The organism is Bradyrhizobium sp. USDA 3364 (assembly GCF_054056355.1).
Window position 1 is genome coordinate 6,043,724 of the sequence record NZ_JBSRYG010000002.1, and the last position, 18,164, is coordinate 6,061,887.

At 63.5% G+C, this 18,164-nt stretch carries 10 protein-coding genes; 3 read left to right on the forward strand and 7 right to left on the reverse strand.

The window, feature by feature from the left end; all coding sequences use genetic code 11:
* Positions 1 to 226: 226 nt before the first annotated feature.
* Together ACVILL_RS28290 and ACVILL_RS28295 are read left to right on the forward strand one after the other, a co-directional pair.
* Complete coding sequence (locus ACVILL_RS28290) at positions 227 to 787, forward strand: DUF3617 domain-containing protein (protein ID WP_456732056.1); 561 nt, start codon at positions 227 to 229, stop codon at positions 785 to 787.
* A gap of 244 nt (positions 788 to 1,031) precedes the next feature.
* Complete coding sequence (locus ACVILL_RS28295; protein ID WP_456732057.1) at positions 1,032 to 1,622, forward strand: DUF3617 domain-containing protein; 591 nt, start codon at positions 1,032 to 1,034, stop codon at positions 1,620 to 1,622.
* Between the two features lie 80 nt (positions 1,623 to 1,702).
* Here ACVILL_RS28295 and ACVILL_RS28300 read toward each other — a convergent pair whose 3' ends face one another.
* Positions 1,703 to 2,146 (reverse strand): hypothetical protein, encoded by a 444-nt coding sequence (locus tag ACVILL_RS28300; RefSeq protein WP_456732058.1) that lies wholly within the window; start codon positions 2,144 to 2,146, stop codon positions 1,703 to 1,705.
* Between the two features lie 253 nt (positions 2,147 to 2,399).
* Between ACVILL_RS28300 and ACVILL_RS28305 the strand changes: the two genes are divergently transcribed.
* Positions 2,400 to 9,881, forward strand: coding sequence for a T1SS-143 repeat domain-containing protein (locus tag ACVILL_RS28305; RefSeq protein ID WP_456732059.1), 7,482 nt, complete (start codon positions 2,400 to 2,402; stop codon positions 9,879 to 9,881).
* 85 nt (positions 9,882 to 9,966) lie between these two features.
* On the opposite strand, the gene ACVILL_RS28310 is transcribed toward ACVILL_RS28305, so the two are convergent.
* The 6 genes from ACVILL_RS28310 to ACVILL_RS28335 form a co-directional block, all read right to left on the reverse strand.
* Positions 9,967 to 10,950, reverse strand: a complete 984-nt coding sequence (locus ACVILL_RS28310; protein WP_456732060.1) for a transglutaminase-like cysteine peptidase — start codon at positions 10,948 to 10,950, stop codon at positions 9,967 to 9,969.
* A gap of 220 nt (positions 10,951 to 11,170) precedes the next feature.
* Entirely contained in the window at positions 11,171 to 12,421 is a 1,251-nt protein-coding gene (locus ACVILL_RS28315; protein ID WP_456732061.1) for an HlyD family type I secretion periplasmic adaptor subunit, read from the reverse strand.
* 12 nt (positions 12,422 to 12,433) lie between these two features.
* Positions 12,434 to 14,635, reverse strand: coding sequence for a type I secretion system permease/ATPase (locus ACVILL_RS28320; protein ID WP_456732062.1), 2,202 nt, complete (start codon positions 14,633 to 14,635; stop codon positions 12,434 to 12,436).
* A 219-nt stretch (positions 14,636 to 14,854) separates the two neighbouring features.
* Positions 14,855 to 16,573 (reverse strand): TolC family outer membrane protein, encoded by a 1,719-nt coding sequence (locus ACVILL_RS28325; RefSeq protein WP_456734382.1) that lies wholly within the window; start codon positions 16,571 to 16,573, stop codon positions 14,855 to 14,857.
* 288 nt (positions 16,574 to 16,861) lie between these two features.
* Positions 16,862 to 17,317, reverse strand: coding sequence for a hypothetical protein (locus ACVILL_RS28330; RefSeq protein ID WP_456732063.1), 456 nt, complete (start codon positions 17,315 to 17,317; stop codon positions 16,862 to 16,864).
* A gap of 130 nt (positions 17,318 to 17,447) precedes the next feature.
* Positions 17,448 to 17,984 (reverse strand): LabA-like NYN domain-containing protein, encoded by a 537-nt coding sequence (locus tag ACVILL_RS28335; RefSeq protein WP_456732064.1) that lies wholly within the window; start codon positions 17,982 to 17,984, stop codon positions 17,448 to 17,450.
* Positions 17,985 to 18,164 lie beyond the last annotated feature (180 nt).

Consider the following 18,164-nt stretch of genomic DNA (forward strand, 5'->3'; position numbering starts at 1 on the left):
CGGACAACCTGCGTCGGAGGCAGACACAGGGTTGGAGCGCCGGGTGTTGCAAGTTTGCTGCAGTGGAACGGAATTGAGCTGAAGGCTGTCCGGCCGCGACAACGCGCCTTTACTGGCCACAATTGGCTTGCAAGTGGTGACGGGTACTTGGGTGGTTTCTGGGACAGTTTCAGAGCCTGACCGGATCGCATCGCGAACAGGTTTTGGGCCAGCATCGGGGGTGGGAATGAACTACCGTGGTGCCATTGCGGGTTCGCTACTCACCCTGATGATCGTCTCCGCATCGTCCCTGATGGCGCAAGCGCAAGAGCCGTCTGCGCAACCGGCGAACGGCCGGGCCGCGGCGGTCCGGCCCGGTCAGGACGATCAAACCTTTTCCGGCCCGAGCTTTCGCAAGGGCTTGTGGCGCTTTGTGCGTACGCTCGATGTCGCCAGGTCCGCGAACAAGAACTTCAAGTATCGCGTGGTCAACGCGGAGACGACACGCTGTGTCGACCCAACCCACGCCATGAAGGCAACCTTCTCGCCAGAACCGGTCGGAAGCTGCGTCTCGGACAAGCCTGAGAAGGTCGGCAATCAATACACTTTCGGGCACCGATGCGATTACATGGGCACGGTCAGCACCGTCATTAGCGTGCGCAGCGATGAGGCCTACACCGAGTTGAACGAGGTCAGCACGGGCGAGCATCCGAGATCCGATATGATCGTCGCGACGAGGATCGGCGACTGCGACGATGGCGGCACCGCGAACTCCGACAAATCAGCAGCGGCGCGTTTGCAGCACTAGGCGGCGATCAGCCCGACCGTTCAGTCCGTCGGAGGCCCGGGCGCGCAGGCCCGGCGCAGCGGACTTGGGTTCGACCGTATTTCTCCGGAGCAGGTTTTCCGCGGTCGGCCTTGATCTTGCCTTGCGCAGGGGCGAGCATTTGGGCGCGGAGAAGCTCAACCAAAAGGGCGAATATTTACTCGACCTTAACGCGAAGTGTTCTGGAATGAATTGAGGTTGGGCGTGTTTCAAGTGAAGTCTCGCAATGCGCAGCGTGCAGCCGATAAGGATTCAACAAATGATGTCGCGTGAGGGCTTCGGGCAGTCGAAGGTCTTCGCATGCGCGCTTGGCGTTGTGACCGCGCTTGCCGTGTCCCTGCTTACCTCGCCCAGCATGGCGGCCGAGGAAAGCTTCAGCGGGCCGACCTTCCGGAAAGGGATGTGGCGGTTCGTGCGGACGCTGGAGCTCGTGTCGCCATCGAACGGTCGGCAAAAGCTGCTCGAGCGCGAGATGACGCGCTGCGTCGACCCGACCCAGGCGATGAAGGCAACCTTCTCGTCGCCTTCGATCGGAAATTGCCATTCTTCAAGGCCGGAGAAGGTGAACAACAGATACGTCTTCTCCAACCGGTGCGACTATCTGGGACCGGTCAGCACCGTCATTACGGTTCTGAGCGATGAGGCCTATACCGAGGTCAACGAAGTCCACGGCCGGGCGCCGCGGATGGACCGGGTGGTGGCCCGCCGAATCAGCGATTGCCACGAGGACCGGGCTGCGCTCAGCCGGCCGGCCGCCGCACCGAGCGAGGTCTCGCACGATGGCGAGCTGGAGTCGGCTAAAGGCGAGCCGCTCTAAGGCGATGTTTATCCCATAGCGATTTGGATGTCGGTGCGCCTCGTCGCAGGGCCGTTCAATCTCGCCCGTGCGCGGCGCGATCAGATCTTTTGCTGGCCGCCTGGCCCGCTCACCTTGACGGTGATCTTCTGAATCTCGGTGCGGCCGCCCTGGTACTTGACCTCGATGGTCAGGGCATCGTCGCCGAGGAATTCCGGCGGCGCCTTGTAGAAGGCGACATAGGCGGGCACCTCGAGCGCAAGGCAGGCCTTATAATTGGTCGCCTTGGCCTTCGCCGATTTCACCACAACCTTTCCGACGGCCGGCGGCGTGACCAGCCGGATGGTCGGCAGCGGCCCTGACGTGCAATCGGGCTGCACATTGAGATAGAGGCCGATCTGGGTGTCCCGGTTCGGCAGGGCCCGAAACTGGCGCTCGATCGTGGTCTCCTGCGGGACTGGCTGCTGAGGGGCTTGCGCGGCCACCGCGCCGAAAGAGTCCCAAATCAAGACGGCGGCACACGCCCGAAGAAGAATCACCCGCATCGACCGCTCCGAAATCGCCGGCAGGACGAACAGGCCCCGGGCAAATACTGCCCTTCGGCCGATCGAACCGCCTAAGCCGTTGTTCTTGCAGCCCCGGCCTGTTCGGTCTTTACCACACTCGCAGGGAAAGCATTGATTAACCAAATAGATTTCTTGACCAGGCGGAGGGTTAACAATAGCCTAAAACTAAATTTTTCTACAATTTTTCCTCTAAACGCATTTTGCGGAGCTGATAATGCAAGGATCGTTTCAGGTGGCTCAGGCTACCGGCGTCAGCAATTCCACCAATTCGGCTCCCGTACGAATCTACAAACTGACCAAGCCGCTGACCGATCAGGCCGTCGTCGTCAATCTTGGATACGACCAGAAGGCCAAGGTCGACTTTTCGTCGATCGCCAACGAAAAGATTACGCTGGTTCATATCGGCGAAAAGCTGATTATTCTGTTTGACAACCAGTCGACCGTCACGGTTGAGCCGTTCTTCGACTCCCGCGCGGATGGGCAGAACAACATCACGATCGAGATGGCGCCCGGCCGCGACGTCTCGGTCCAGGAATTCGCAAGTCTGTTTCCGATCAGCACGGATGGCTCCGTGTTGCCGGCGGCCGACAATGGCGGCAATTCGAACGGCAATGCGCAGGCGAGCGGTGCGTACTTCAGCCCGTTCGCGGTTGATCCGCTGGATCCCGTCCCCACCAATCAACTGGCGCCGCCGGAAGATCTGCCGGGTTTCACGACCACGCAGCCGACCGGCACCAATCTTCCGCAGACAACTACCGCGCTCGCTCCCACGATTTCCGGCGGCCTCGTGCCGTCGCTGATCGTCGACGAGAGCTTCCTGACGGCTGCGACCAACCTTGGCGTCGCCGGCTCGGGACTGGGCCCTGCGGGGACAACGGTCGCGACCGTTCAGGTGACGTTCAACATCAATGCGCCGGGCGGGCAGCAATCGCTGACCTATGCGCTGTCCATCGCTTCACCGAACGAGGACTCCGGCCTGATCGATTCCGCGACCGGTCAGCACGTCCTGCTGACGGTCAATGCGGCCGGTGTCGTGGAAGGGCGAACCGCCATCGGCGGCGATCTTGTCTTCACGATCGCGGTTGATGCCACCGGCCATGTGACGCTGACGGATCTGCGTGCCGTTCATGAGGGAACAGCTGGCGACTTCAATGAAGGGATTTCGCTGGCATTCGGTCTGGTCACACTGACCGCGACGGTGACGGACAATATCGGCCAGACGGCAAGTGCGAGCGTCGACATCGGCTCGCAGCTGACGATTCTCGACGATGGTCCGGTCAACAATGCGACGACGGCCGCGATTGCGGTTGCGGAAGACACGCTGCCCGGCGGCAATCTGGATCCCGGCTCGCCGCTGACAACGACGGCGACGTTTAGCGGGGCCACCATTGCCAGCCTGGTCAATAGCGGCGCGGATGCGCCGATTACGATCAGCTTCAACACCGCGATCAACGGCGTCGACACCGGCCTGACCCAGACCGCGGTGTTCGGCGGCACGGCGTTCAAGATCGTGTGGAGCTATGTCAGCGCCACCGAGATCGACGGCATCGTCTCGGGCGGTCCGAACAACGGCGACAAGGTGTTCACGCTGGTCAAGACGGCGGGCGGGGACTTCGCCTTCACGCTGCTGGAGCATGTCGACAACGGCATCGGCGAAACCAATACGACCACGCTGAACCTGAACAACGTGTTCACGGCGACGGACGCGGACGGCGATAGCGTCGTGATCGACAATGGCGCGACGGTGACGATCCAGAACGACGCGCCGACCCAGAACGCGGCGACCGTCGCGATTGCGGTTGCGGAAGACACGCTGCCCGGCGGCAACCCGGATAAGGGCTCGACGCTGACGACGGAGGCGTCGTTCACCGGTGCGCAGATCCAGGGCCTGGTAAGCGCGGGCGCGGATACGCCGGTGCTGATCGGATTCAACGGCGCGATCGCAGGCACCAATACCGGTCTGACGCAGACGGCGGTGTTCGGTGGCACGGCGTACAACATCGTGTGGGCCGCCAACGGCGCTCATGAGATGGACGGCGTGGTGAGCGGCGGCCCGAACAACGGGCAGCTGGTGTTCAAGCTGGTGCAGAGCGCCGGTGGTGACGGCACCTTCGGGACAGCGGACGACACGTTCACCTTCACGCTGCTGGAGCACGTCGACAACGGCACCGGCGAGACCAACACCACGACCTTGAACCTGAACAACGTGTTCAAGGCGACCGATACCGACGGCGACGTCATTGTGATCGACAATGGCGCCGCGGTGACGATCCAGAACGACGTGCCGCTGTACAATCCCGCGGCCAAGCCGGTCGACTATGTGGTCGGCGAGGATCACCTGGCGAACGGCAACTCCGCCACCGACAATCCGGCGGCGCCGCCGACCACGGCGACGATCACGGTTGCGGACCTGCAGTCGCTGGTGCTGGGCGGGGCCGACTCGCCGACGCTGGTGTTCGCGTTCAACAGCGCGGCGGCGATCGACGGGACCTCGACGGGCCTGACGCAGACGCTGCAGTTCGGCGGCGTGGCCGAGGCGATCAACTGGAAGTACATCGACGCGACGCATCTCGAGGGCGTGGTGGCGGGCGGTCCGAAGGCCGGCGACGTGGTGTTCACGCTGACCGACAACGGCAACGGCACCTTCACGTTCACGCTGCTGGAGCACATCGACAATGGCGGCTCCGACACCTCGAGCAAGGACCTGAGCCTGGCGAACGTCTTCGTCGCCACCGACACCGACGGCGACCAGGTTGCGCTTGGCGGCAACATCGCGGTGACGATCCAGAACGACGTGCCGCTGTACAATCCCGCGGCCAAGCCGGTCGACTATGTGGTCGGCGAGGATCACCTGGCGAACGGCAACTCCGCCACCGACAATCCGGCGGCGCCGCCGACCACGGCGACGATCACGGTTGCGGACCTGCAGTCGCTGGTGCTGGGCGGGGCCGACTCGCCGACGCTGGTGTTCGCGTTCAACAGCGCGGCGGCGATCGACGGGACCTCGACGGGCCTGACGCAGACGCTGCAGTTCGGCGGCGTGGCCGAGGCGATCAACTGGAAGTATATCGACGCGACGCATCTCGAGGGCGTGGTGGCGGCCGGTCCGAAGGCCGGCGACGTGGTGTTCACGCTGACCGACAACGGCAACGGCACCTTCACGTTCACGCTGCTGGAGCACATCGACAATGGCGGCTCCGACACCTCGAGCAAGGACCTGAGCCTGGCGAACGTCTTCGTCGCCACCGACACCGACGGCGACCAGGTTGCGCTTGGCGGCAACATCGCGGTGACGATCCAGAACGACGTGCCGCTGTACAATCCCGCGGCCAAGCCGGTCGACTATGTGGTCGGCGAGGATCACCTGGCGAACGGCAACTCCGCCACCGACAATCCGGCGGCGCCGCCGACCACGGCGACGATCACGGTTGCGGACCTGCAGTCGCTGGTGCTGGGCGGGGCCGACTCGCCGACGCTGGTGTTCGCGTTCAACAGCGCGGCGGCGATCGACGGGACCTCGACGGGCCTGACGCAGACGCTGCAGTTCGGCGGCGTGGCCGAGGCGATCAACTGGAAGTACATCGACGCGACGCATCTCGAGGGCGTGGTGGCGGGCGGTCCGAAGGCCGGCGACGTGGTGTTCACGCTGACCGACAACGGCAACGGCACCTTCACGTTCACGCTGCTGGAGCACATCGACAATGGCGGCTCCGACACCTCGAGCAAGGACCTGAGCCTGGCGAACGTCTTCGTCGCCACCGACACCGACGGCGACCAGGTCGCGCTCGGCGGCAACATCGCGGTGACGATCCAGAACGACGTGCCGACGCAGAACGCCAATACGGTGACGGCGGCGGTCGCGGAAGACATGCTGCCCGGCGGCAATCTGGATGCGGGCTCGCCGCTGACGACGACGGCGTCGTTCACCGGGGCGCAGATCCAGGGTCTGGTCAACGCGGGTGCGGATGCGCCGGTGGTGATCGGCTTCAACGGCGCGATCGCGGGCACCAACACCGGTCTGACGCAGACGGCGGTGTTCGGTGGCACGGCGTACGACATCGTGTGGAAGGCTAATGGCGTCCACGAGATGGACGGCGTGGTGAGCGGTGGCCCGAACAACGGGCAGGTGGTGTTCAAGCTGGTGCAGACCGCCGGCGGCGACGGCACCTTCGGGACCTCGGACGACGCCTTCACCTTCACGCTGATCAACCACGTCGACAACGGCACCGGCGAGACCAAGACGGCAACGCTCAGTCTTGCCAGTGTGTTCACGGCGACCGATACCGACGGCGACAAGGTCGTGATCGATGCTGGCGCTTCGGTGACGATCCAGAATGACGCGCCGACCCAGAACGGCTGCTGCGTGACGATTGCGGTCGCGGAAGACGCATTGCCCGGCGGCAACCAGGATGTCGGCTCGCCGCTGACGACGACGGCGTCGTTCACCGGTGCGGAGATCCAGGGCCTGGTGAGTGCCGGTGCGGACGCGCCGGTGGTGATCGGCTTCAACGGCGCGATCGCGGGCACCAACACCGGTCTGACGCAGACGGCGGTGTTTGGCGGCACGGCGTACAACATCAAGTGGGCCGCCAACGGCGCCCACGAGATGGACGGCGTGGTGAGCGGTGGCCCGAACAACGGGCAGGTGGTGTTCAAGCTGGTGCAGACCGCCGGCGGCGACGGCACCTTTGGGACCTCAGACGACGCGTTCACTTTCACGCTGGTCAACCACGTCGACAACGGCACCGGCGATGCGAACACGACGACGCTGAACCTGAACAATGTGTTCACGGCGACCGATACCGACGGCGACAAGGTCGTGATCGACGACGGCGCCTCGGTGACGATCCAGAACGACGCGCCGAAGCAGAACGCGGTGACCGTGACGATTGCCGTCGCGGAAGACATGCTGCCCGGCGGCAATCTGGATGCCGGCTCGCCGCTGACAACGACGGCGTCGTTCACCGGGGCGCAGATCCAGGGCCTGGTGAGTGCTGGTGCGGACGCGCCGGTGGTGATCGGCTTCAACGGCACGATCGCGGGCACCAACACCGGTCTGACGCAGACGGCGGTGTTCGGTGGCACGGCGTACGACATCGTGTGGAAGGCTAATGGCGCCCACGAGATGGACGGCGTGGTGAGCGGTGGCCCGAACAACGGGCAGGTGGTGTTCAAGCTGGTGCAGACCGCCGGCGGCGACGGCACCTTTGGGACCTCAGACGACGCGTTCACTTTCACGCTGGTCAACCACGTCGACAACGGCACCGGCGATGCGAACACGACGACGCTGAACCTGAACAGCGTGTTCACGGCGACTGACACCGACGGCGACAAGGTCGTGATCGACGACGGCGCCTCGGTGACGATCCAGAACGACGCGCCGACGCAGAACGCGGCGACCGTGACGGTCGGGGTTGCGGAAGACATGCTGCCCGGCGGCAATCTGGATGCGGGCTCGCCGCTGACGACGACGGCGTCATTCACCGGTGCCCAAATCCAGGGCCTGGTCAACGCGGGTGCGGATGTGCCGGTGGTGATCGGCTTCAACGGCACGATCGCGGGCACCAATACCGGGCTGACGCAGACGGCGGTGTTCGGCGGCACGGCGTACGACATCGTGTGGAAGGCTAATGGCGCCCACGAGATGGACGGCGTGGTGAGCGGTGGCCCGAACAACGGGCAGGTGGTGTTCAAGCTGGTGCAGACCGCCGGCGGCGACGGCACCTTTGGGACCTCGGACGACGCGTTCACCTTCACGCTGGTCAACCACGTCGACAACGGCACCGGCGATGCGAACACGACGACGCTGAACCTGAACAGCGTGTTCACGGCGACTGACACCGACGGCGACAAGGTCGTGATCGACAATGGCGCCTCGGTGACGATCGAGAACGACGCGCCGGTAGCGACGTCAACGGTGCTGAGCGGGACGGTGGATGAGGACTCGCTGCCTGGCGCGCTGGCGCCGGGCGAGGTGGCGGCTGCGCCGGCAACGGCGAGTGGCAACGTGTCGGCGCTGTTCCTTGCCGGCGCGGATGCACCACTGCATTACTCGTTCTCGGCGGACATCTCGAGCCTGACGGCGCAGGACCTGAAGTCGGGCGGCGTGGCGCTGACCTATACGGTGACGGTTGCGTCCGGTATCGAGACGCTGACGGCGACGGCGGGCGCAACCACGGTGTTCACGCTGACGCTGAACGAGACCACCGGCGCCTATACCTTTACGCTGGCCTCCCATCTCGACCACGCACCGCCGCCGGCGGGAACGGCAGTGGAGAACACGCTGGCGATCAACTTCGGCGCGGTGATCCAGGCCACCGACACCGACGGCGACACGGTGACGGCATCGGCTGCGTCATCGATCGCAGTCACGGTGATCGACGACGTGCCGCAATTCGGCACGATCGAGCATGGCATCATGCCGGATCAGGGGGGCCTGTCCGTGCTTGGCAACATAGCCGTGTACTCGGGCGCCGATGGTTTCGGCGAATATGTCTTCAGCCTGGCCGGAAATACAGCGCCGGCCGGCCTGATGTTCGATGGCCAGGCCGTGCACTACGCCATCGACGCATTCGGACTGAACTTGACGGCCTATATCGGTGCGGCCCCGTCGGCAGCGAATGATATATTCACGTTGAACCTGGATCCCTCGACCGACCAATACTTGTTCACATTGCTTCAGCCATTCACCACGACGACGGTCGAGAACGTCGGCGGCGCAACATCATTCGGCACTGGACCTTCCACAGAGTACGTTCTTGCTTCGGGCGCCCATCAACTGGCAGTCATTTCGGGCACGGCCTCCGACGGTTCTCAAGGTGAAGTGAACGGCTCTACCCCTGGTTGGGGCGTCGGCAACAACGGCTTCAATGTAAACGAGAAGCTGCTGTTCGATTTCACGGACACCGCAAGCGCCAGTCCGCAAGGCAATGCATCATTCCATCCGCCCGGACCGGAATCTGTCGCGAACTACACGTTCTCCAACTACAAGGGCGGCGACGACATCCATTACGTCGTCTCCTATTGGGACGGCGTGAACACGGCCTCCATCGTATCGGTGTCCGGTGATTTCGACCCTTCCACGCATGCCTCGGTTGCACACGAATGGTCGACGCCGGCGGCACCGGCGGGCTTGCAGCTCTACACGGTCCAGTTCACGGACGTGACGGGTAGCGGCAAGGTCGACCTGGTCAGCGTCGGAGTCGAGTCGACCACGAATCTCTCCGAGAACCTGAGCTTCAACGTGTCGACGATTGATAGCGACGGCGACATGGCGCACAGCACGATCAACATCGACATCAATGGCAGCACGACTCTCATGGGCACGGCCGGCAATGATGTCCTTATCGCTGGAAAAACCAGCGCTACGCTCACGGGCAATGGCGGGGACGATAAATTTGTCCTCAATTACAGCCACGATATCATCACTGATTTCAACAGCGGTGACTTGCTCCTTCTCGACGTGGCCGGTCTGAACCTTCCGCTCGGCGCTTCAAACACCGTTACGGCCGCTCAGTTCACGTCATCGGCAGCCACCAACGGTACCGAAAACAGCGCAAGCGCCTGGAACGAAAGCGGAAGCACGAACAAGTTCTTCTTCAACAATAACACGCACGAACTCTGGTACTCGGCGAATGGCACCGGGTCCGACAAGGTGGATCTGGCCCATCTGAGCACCGGCGTGCCGGCGGCCGCGAACATTCATATTTTCTAGGCCCGGCTCGCAGCCAAGCGAAGATCCGCGGAGAGCCCTCCGCGGATCTTTCTTGGAGTTTCCCTTGATTGATGACGCGCGCAAATCACATCAGCGCGGGCAGGAAGCCGGTGAGGGGGCTCGCTGCTTCAAGCGGCTCCATCCCGATCCATTCGGCGTCCGCCGCATCGGCGGCCGCCGGTGCCGCGTCGATCTCGCCATCGAGCGGGAGGCGCTTGGCGTAAGGAGCGGCAAACAGCTGCACGCCGCGCTCGTTGATCGCAAACATCGGCGTGAAATTGTCGAGCTCGCCGTCGTCGATCATCTCGGAGCGGCGGCTGTCCAGGATCAGCCAGCGGCCATCCAGCCGTGCCGCCAGCACGGCGTGGTCCTGGCGGATGGCGCGATCGCGGCCCAGCACCAGGCGCAGCTCCTCGCGTGCAAAGCCGGCTTCGCTGAGCGCGATGTATTTTGCGATCGCGTAGTCCTCGCAATCGCCCTTGCCGGTCGCAAAGGTGGCGAGCGGGGCGGTCCAGCGGTCGGCCTCGCCGTGCTGGGCGAAGTCGCTGACATAGCGGATCGCCTGGTTGACGGCGCGGTTGGCCTCGTCCAGGCGGTCGCGCCCGGACTTGGACTCGACCGCGTTGATCAGGCGGAGGAATTGCGCAGCATTGGGCGGGCAGCCGGCCGCATTCTCCCTGCATTGCGCGAGGATCGTCTGCTCCTTGGCCAGATCGGCTTCGAGGCCGCGCCATTTGCGCCACAGGCCGTTTTCGGGCGCGCGGAAGGTGAACAGGCCGAACGGCTCGGCGCCCACCGGAGGGAGCGGCTTCGCCGCGGGCGATGCGTCGGTCGCGGTATTCAGCGGCGTGAGCGAGGCGGTGCGAATGGCGTTCGGACCACGGCCGCGCTGCCGGTCGAGCTTGGCCAGGACGTCGGTGATGGTGAAGAAAGTGGCGGGCGGGCGGTTCGCTGCGGCGTTGCCGAGAGTGAGTTCATCCGCGGCAAACGCGGATGGCGCTGCGCAAAGACTGATAGAAAACGCCGCCACGGCCACGACGGCCGACGAAGCAAACTTCAGCGACTTCATATGACGTCCCCAATGTCGGGGACCGTCAACGTCTGTGCGTCGATCTGCGTCCCCGCTGTTATCGGGACGCAGACTGGCGCCTTGGCCGCTTAAGCGGAGTTAAGTGGAGGGGCGGGCTCCGGGGATTGTCGGAAAGGCGGTCAATCCAGGGTTTGCCGGTTCGTTCGAAATTGAACGACCGCAGGTCACGATCGGTTAACCACGCGGTCCGCGGTCTCGATCAGCGCTCGCGCAGGGCCTCATCGCGCAGCAGGCGCGCGGGCTTGATGATGTAGTCCAGCACGGACTTCTCGCCGGTCAAGACCTCGACCGTTGTCACCATGCCCGGAATGATCGGCAGCGGATGCTGCTCGGTGCCGAGATGGTTCTTGTCGGTACGCACCATGACCCGATAGAAGGTCTCCTGGCGTTCGGTCCTTTCCGCCTTGTCGTCGACGATGGTGTCGGCGCTGATGCGCTCGACCTTGCCCTTAAGCGATCCGTAGACCGAGGAGTCATAGGCGCTGATCTTCACCACCGCGTCCTGGTCGGGGCGGATGAAGGCGATGTCCTGCGGACGAATCCGGCCTTCCACCAGCAGCGTATCGTCCAGGGGGACGATATCCATGAGGTTGGCGCCCGGCGCCACGACGGCGCCGATGGTGCTGACGTTCAGTTTGTTGACGATGCCATGGACCGGCGCCTTCAGGTCGGTGCGGCGCACCCGGTCCTGGGCGGACTTGATGTTCTCGTCGAGCACGGCGAGGTCGCCGCGTGATTTAGCCAGATCCTCGTCCGCCTGGGAGCGGAACGAGGTGGTGATGTTGGCGATCTTCGATTGCGCCTCGGCGAGTTGGCCCTTCATCTCGGTCGCCTGCCGGTCGAGCCGCAGCATCTCGATCTCAGGGACGACCTTCTGCTCATAGAGCTTGCGTGTCAGAGTCTGCTCGCGCTCCAGGAGCTTGAGGGAGCCGGTGAGGCGAGTGACCTGCTGGTTGAGCACGTCGATGTCCTGCGCGACCTTCTGGCCCCGCATCTTGAACACGCTGGTCTCGGTCGCAACGGCAGCGGGAACCATCTTGTCGAGATCATCCGGAAAGGTGATCTCGCTTCGTCCCCGTGCCTCGGCGTCGAGGCGGGCGACCCGCGCCGCCATCGCCGCGCGGCGCTCGCGGATCTCGCCGAACTCGGAGGCGAATTTGGTATCGTCGATGCGCATCAGCGACTGGCCCTGCTGAACGATGTCGCCTTCGCGGACCAGGATGTCGCCGACGATGCCGCCTTCGAGCGATTGCACGACCTGCATCTGCCGCGACGGCACCACGCGGCCGCTGCCGCGCTTGACTTCATCGAGCACGGCGAAATGCGCCCAGACCACAAACGTCGCGAGCAGCGCGCAGGAGGTCCACAGCAGCATGCGCGAGGTGCGGGGCGTGCGCAGCAACGCCGCGGACCGGATATCATTTGCAAACGCAAAATCGGAAGACGCCATAATATTCGCTCGTTATGCAGATTTCGGCTGGATCGTATTCTCGGGCGATGGAGGCGTGGCCGCGGGCTTGCCCTGCAGCAGGGCGAGCACCTTGTCGCGCGGGCCGTCGGCAACCAGGCGGCCATTGTCGAACAGCAGCAGGCGATCGACCATGTTCAGCAATGACAGACGATGGGTCGAAATGATGATGGTCATGCGCTCGTCGCGGAGCCCCCTGAGGCGCTCGAGGAATTCCTGCTCGCTCCGAATATCGAAGTGCGCGGTCGGCTCATCGAGAAACAGCACGCGAGGCTTGCGGATCAGGACGCGCGCGAGCCCGATGGCCTGCTTCTGGCCGCCCGACAGGCTGCGGCCGCCTTCCGAGATGGGCATGTCATAGCCCATCGGGTGGCCGGCGATGAAGCTCTCGACGCCGGAAAGCCGCGCGGCGAGCAGGATTTCCTCGTCGGTCGCCTCTGGCTTGCCGAGGGCGATGTTGTCACGCAGCTTGCCGAAGAACAGGTCGGTATCCTGCATCGCAAAGCCGATGCCGGCGCGCAGGTCCGAGGGATCGTATTGGCGCGAGTCCACGCCATCGACCATGATGCGGCCTTCCTTCGGCTCGTAGAATCCGAGCAGCAGCCGGCCGACCGTGGTCTTGCCCGATCCGACCCGGCCGATGATGCCGACCCTTTCTCCGCCCTCGATCTTGAAGCTGACCTTTTCGAGCGCGTTGCCCGGCGCGTTGGGGTAGGCGAACGAGACGTTCTCGAACGCGACCTTGCCGTCGTCGATCCGCCTTGCGACATAGGATCGGGTCGGCGATCGTTCCCGCTCGATCGACATGATGCGGTCGATCGCCTTGAGGGCCGTCATCGTCTGCGTGCCCTTGGTGATCACCGAGGCGATCCCGGCGATCGGCGCCAGAACGCGGCCGGCGAGCATGTTGGCGGCGACCAGCGCGCCGACGCTCAGCTTGCCGTCGAGGATCAGGAAAATGCCGACGATGACGAGCAGCAGGCTCGTGATCTGCTGGGCCGTGCTCGCGCTCGTCAGCGACATCGACGACCAGAAGTGAACGTCCTCACCCGATCGCGCGGTCGCTGCGACCGAACGCTCCCACAGGGTCTGCATGCGGGCCTCGGCGCCGGTCGCGCGGACGGTCTCCAGGCTGGACAGCGACTCGACCAGCACGCCGTGCCGGGCGGCGGATTCGGCTTGCAGGCGCTTCATGGCGCGATCGAGCGGGCGTTGCAGCAGGAAGCCGATCAGCATGACGAGAGGGAGCATGATTAGCGGGATCCAGGCCAGCGGTCCGGCGATGATGAACAGCACCCCGACGAACAGGATAGCAAACAGCAGGTCCGTCGCGGACACCACGCTGCCGGACGTGAAGAATTCGCGCACCGAGTCGAAGTCCCGGAGCTGATTGGCGATGATGCCGACGGAGGTCGGCCGCTGCGCCATCTTCACCGCCATCACGTGCTCGAAGATGTTGGCGGCGAGCACGACGTCGATGGTCTTGCCGGTCACGTCGATCATGCGGCTGCGGACCATGCGGAAGATGAAGTCGAAGGCGATGCCGAGCCCCATGCCGATCGAGAGGGCGATCAAGGAGGGGATCGCTCCGTTGGGGATGACGCGGTCGTACACGCTCATCGTGAACAGCGGCGTCGCCAGCGCGAGGATGTTGGTCAGGAAGGCGGCGATCGCGATGTGGCCGTAGCTGCGCCAATGCGCTTTCACCACAGACCAGAACCAGTGGTTCTTGGGGATGTCTCCTGCGGCGACTGCACGTGCGTCGGCCTGCGGAGCGCTTCTCACCAGAAACGCGTAGCCGGTATAGTCGTCGGCGATCGGGGCGATCTCGGTGACGCGCGGGGCGTTCGGCGTCGCCGGATCAACGATCCTGATCGTCTTGTTCGCGGCGTCCACACCGAGCAGGATGAGCGCGGAGCCGTTCTTCATGATGAGGACAGCCGGCAGGACCAGCGGGGGAATGTCCGGGATGTCGCGCTGGACGGCCTCGGTCTCCAGACTGGCACGTCTGGCCGCGCGGTCGTAGAGCGAAACGGACAGGCGTCCGTCCGTGATCGGAAGTCCGCCGAGGAGAGCCTCGCGGCTTACCGCGCGACCGTGATGGGCGGCGAGATAGGTCAGCGACGCGGTGAGGGGATCGTCACCCAGTGCGCGTGGCCGGCTCGTCTCGGCAGGCTTTGAAGTTGAATCATCCACCGAAGGGCGGCCGGCGTCAGCCGCCGTGCTGGGAGTTCGAAATAACAACTGAAACCTCGACAACCAAAATGGAAATGCAGCAATCGCATTCGAAGATTTGGCGCAGACTACAACAAATGGCGAACGAAATCAGCGAAACTTGCTTTAAGTATTAATACGGGAACTGAAAAGGGCCCCGTTAGGGGCCCTTCCGGAAGTCCTGACCTTGGCTGACCGCTCCTACTGAGCGGAGCTCGGGAAGGCCGACAGCAGCCAGTGCGGCTTGGTCGACGCATAAGAACTGGCATTCGCCGTGACCGACGGATCGGCGTAAATGACGTTCGGGCCGTCCGCAGCGCTCTTTTGCTGCTGCATCCATTCCGAGGAACCGGGCACCGAGGCGGTGGTCGTCGCACCGGTGAAGCGGTCAGCAAAGCCCACATCCTTCGGCTGTGCCGCCGCATAGCCTTCCTTGTAACCCTTGGCCGGGCGAACGGTGCCCGTGGGAGCCGGAACGCCGACGTGCAGCGGCTCAGAGCCGGTTTGCGGCAGGTTCACGCGAAGGGTGGGGAACGAGTAGCGGGGCAGGCCAATCGAGAGCATGTCCGTCGGCGCAGCGTCGACCGGCGGAGGCGCCTTCAGATACTCGATCAGGGTCCCCATCGCCGCCAGCAGCTGATAGTCGGCGAAAACGACGACGCTGCGGGCGGAGGTGAGCGAGACCGACGCGTTGAAGAACTGGTTCTGCGCGTTGAGCAGGTCGATCAGGGATCGCTGACCGAGCTCGTATTCCTTCTGGAACGCCGCGATGGTCTTCCTGTCCGCTTCCAGCTGGCGCGTCAGAGCCGCGATGCGTGTGGCCGTAATCGTACGGGCATTCCACGCCTTGTCGATCGACTCATAGGCGTCGCGCTGCAAGCGCGCGTGGCGCATGGTGGCCTCGGTAAAGCGCTCCGCCTTTTCCGATCTGTTCCAGGCATCTTGGCCGCCGCGGAAGATGTCCCAGGACATCACGACCTTGCCGCTGTAGTCCTCATGGGTAGTGGCGGGCGTTCCGGTGGCCGCCACGTAGGGGTAGGAGTTGTCGTAGTGGGTTGCCCGTCCCTCGAGATAGAACTTCGGGCCGAACGTTCCGTCGGTTGCCTTGAACGCGTGCTTGGCGGCGTCGGCATCGGACTGTGCCGCCGCGATCGTCGAATTGAACCGAAGCGTGGTTGCCAGCGCTTCGTCGCGGCTGTGCGGCAATCCGCTGAGCGGGGCGGGGAAGCGGACATTGGTCGGCTCAAGGCCGACAACCTTGCGATACTTCGCCCTGGCGTCATCGAGGCTGCGCTGGAATTCCGCGAGTGCCGCGCGGGCGCTCTCGACGCGCTCCCGCGCTTGCTCCAGATCGCCTTCGCCGGCGCGGCCGCCCGAGAAGCGTGAGTTCACGTTGGCGAAGATCTTCTCGTGATTGGCGACGTTCTGTTGCGCAAGGCTCACCAGCCGGATGTAGCGCACGACGTCCATGTAGCCTTCGGCGGCGTCGAGGGCCAGCAGCTCGGTCCGTTCCTTGACGCGGGAGGCCGCCGCATTCACGCGCGCGGTCTGGCGCCAGACATCGTAGATCGACGAGAAGCCGTCCCAGAGCAGCTGGCGCACAACCACCGATTCCTGGCTGCCATCGCGCCACGGTCCTGCACCCACGACCGGTGCCGACTGAATGTTAGGGGAGATGAAGCCCGGCGGTTGATCGAATTTTTCCGGTCCGTAGCTGGCGTCGATGCGCACCTGCGGCAGCAGCGTGCTCTGGGTCTGTCTCAGCTCACTTTCGGTCGCGCGCCGGTTTGCGGACGCTTCGCCCACGCCCGGATTGGTCAGCATCGCCTGGCGCAACGCGTCGTTAATGGAAAAAACCTCGGCACATGCTGGCGTTGCCGCCAGGCATAGGCATGCGATGACCGTGTATGCCGATCTCATTATTCCCAGCCCCACTCACAAAAATATTACGTAGAATCCGCAGAAGGCTAACAGCGGATGGTTCCGTAACATATGACATTTCAGCCACACAGCTGCTCTAACTGACGCGGCGCAACTCGGCATCGGTAGGCGCAGCTATCTACATTTCTATTAAAATCCAATGATTTACGATAGGTTTCTAGAGTGTTGCCTTGGTGCCCGTCAGCAACACCGGCGGTCGGAACAGAAGAGGTCGGTTAAGTCTGTCTTAACGGCGGGACAATCAGCACCCGCTCTTGCTGGTCGGCCCTACAGCCCACGGCAGGTTGCCAGGTAGGTCGCAACGAAGGGGTGGTCTTCGAGTCGGGCGAGGGGGCGTCCAGTCGGCTCGTTAGCTTGCAGAGCGTCTTTGCTGGCGAAAAAGAACCGGAAAATCTCGGCCGCGGACTCATCCACGCAGGTCGCAAAGATCGACGCAGCGCTCCGATGAGCCGCCGCAAAGACATAGGTCGTGAGCTTCGGTCCTGCCTTGCCGTCAGCGACCGACATTCCCCAGCTGACCGCGAAGGTTTCCCCATCGATCACGACGGCCGGTCGGACCGTCTCCAAGTCGTCATCGATCCACTGGGCCTCATTGCCCTTGCCCGAGGCGCTAAGCTCGACCCGCTTGCTTCGCGGGGCGACGCAGGTAAATTTCGAAGGTTCAGCTATCGCGGCGCTTGTTGTCGCCAAGGTCAACAGGAAGCAGCCGATCGACCTCAACATCGGTGTCACCCACTCGTTGCGCTATTTCGGGATGGTGATGTCGGCGTTCAACTTGCGCGACTCGGCGACCTACGGACGCGCTCGACCGGACTCCGCTTCCGATAGTTTCGGTTAGGACGAGGCCGCTACGTCACTCCGGTGCAATCGGATGCGGTGGGCGCTCGATCGATGCCCGAAGGCTCTCAAGCTCGACGAAGACGTCAGCGTGCCTGCGAAGCTCGTCGGCGATCATCGGAGGTTTCGTTCGGATGCTGGAAACGACAGTGACGCGGACGCCCATCCGCCTGACGGCGTCGACGACCGCTCGCAAATCACCATCGCCAGAGAACACGTAAGCGTGGTCGATGCGGTGAGCGATTTCCATGGCATCGACGGCGAGGTCGATGCCGACGCTCCGCTTCATTCGGCGCCGTCCTTCGCCGTCGTCATGCTGTTTGGCTGACTTTCTCCTGACCGTATACCCGTTGTAGTCGAGCCAATCCACCAGCGGCCGAAGGCTGCTGAACTCGTCGTCATCTCTTACGACCGTGTAGAAGTATGCACGGACCATCTGCCCATGCTTGCTGAACTCTGCGAGCAATCGCCGGAAGTCGATCTCAAAGCCAAGGTTCTTGACCGTGGTGTGCAGATTCGCGCCATCGATGAAAAGTGCTATGCGATTGGTCATCCCAAATCCCCATGACGCCGGGATCATTCGCTTTCTGTTTCTGGTTCTAGAAATTCCTCGAGCGCATCGTGCGGCGTCTTCGCTTAATCACTTAATTCTAGAGCAACGACTTGGTCGCGAAAAAGTAGAAGTTTGAGTGTCACGATCACCGCGCGGATCGTGCGCTTATTGATAAAGATA